This is a genomic window from Streptococcus sp. 339 (assembly GCF_013277285.1).
Classification (GTDB): Bacteria; Bacillota; Bacilli; order Lactobacillales; family Streptococcaceae; genus Streptococcus; species Streptococcus pseudopneumoniae.
In genome coordinates, this window is sequence record NZ_VMMR01000119.1 from 1 (window position 1) to 969 (window position 969).

The 969-nt window shown below is 43.8% G+C and carries 1 pseudogene; it reads left to right on the plus strand.

From position 1 onward, the window contains the following. Nucleotides 1–969, plus strand: a pseudogene (locus HT736_RS11875) (transposase); the annotation flags it as partial.

The following is a 969-nucleotide window of genomic DNA, read 5'->3' on the forward strand; positions in this document are numbered from 1 at the left end:
GTCTTTATTCCTGCGCAATTAAAACGAATAGATCATATCCAACACGCTTATAAGTGCCAAGCAGTGAGAAAAATCCGAGTGATAAAATCGTGAAAGCTCCTATCCCTAAAGCCCCTTTGGCGCATAGCCTTGGCTCAGCTTCTATAATCGCTCACACCATCCATCAGAAGTTTAATCTGAAGGTACCCAATTATCGCCAAGAAGAAGATTGGGCTAGGATGGGTTTACCAATCACACGTAAGGAAATTTCTAATTGGCATATCAAGACGAGTCAATACTATTTAGAGTCCCTTTATAAGCTTTTACGAGAAAAGTTGTTAGAACACGCTCTTCTTCATGCGGATGAAACCTCTTATCGGGTCTTAGAAAGTGATAGCCATCTGACCTACTATTGGACTTTTTTGTCTGGAAAAGCTGAGAAGCAAGGAATCACGCTGTACCACCATGATCAGCGTCGAAGTGGTTCAGTAGTACAAGAATTCCTAGGAGATTATTCTGGCTATGTGCATTGTGACATGTTGCGGCAGTAACTTAGGACTTTAGTCCTCTAGTTCTGCCTATGCGATAGCAGTCCAAGGTTTAGGAGCAAGGCGACGCCAAGCTTGGTAAACTGCGAACCGCTAGAAGCTTATCGCCAACTGGAAGAAGCTGAACTTGTTGGATGTTGGGCGCATGTGAGAAGGAAATTTTTTGAAGCGACCCCCAAGCAAGCAGATAACTCATCCTTAGGAGCTAAAGGCTTAGCTTATTGTGACCAGTTATTTGCCTTGGAAAGAGACTGGGAGGTTTTGCCAGCTGATGAACGCCTACAGAAACGTCAAGAAGAGCTCCAACCCCTAATGGAAGACTTCTTTGCTTGGTGTCGGCGTCAGTCAGTTTTACCTGGTTCAAAACTAGGAAGGGTAATTGAATACAGTCTCAAGTATGAAGAAACCTTTAAGGCCATTTTGAAAGACGGGCATCTGGTTC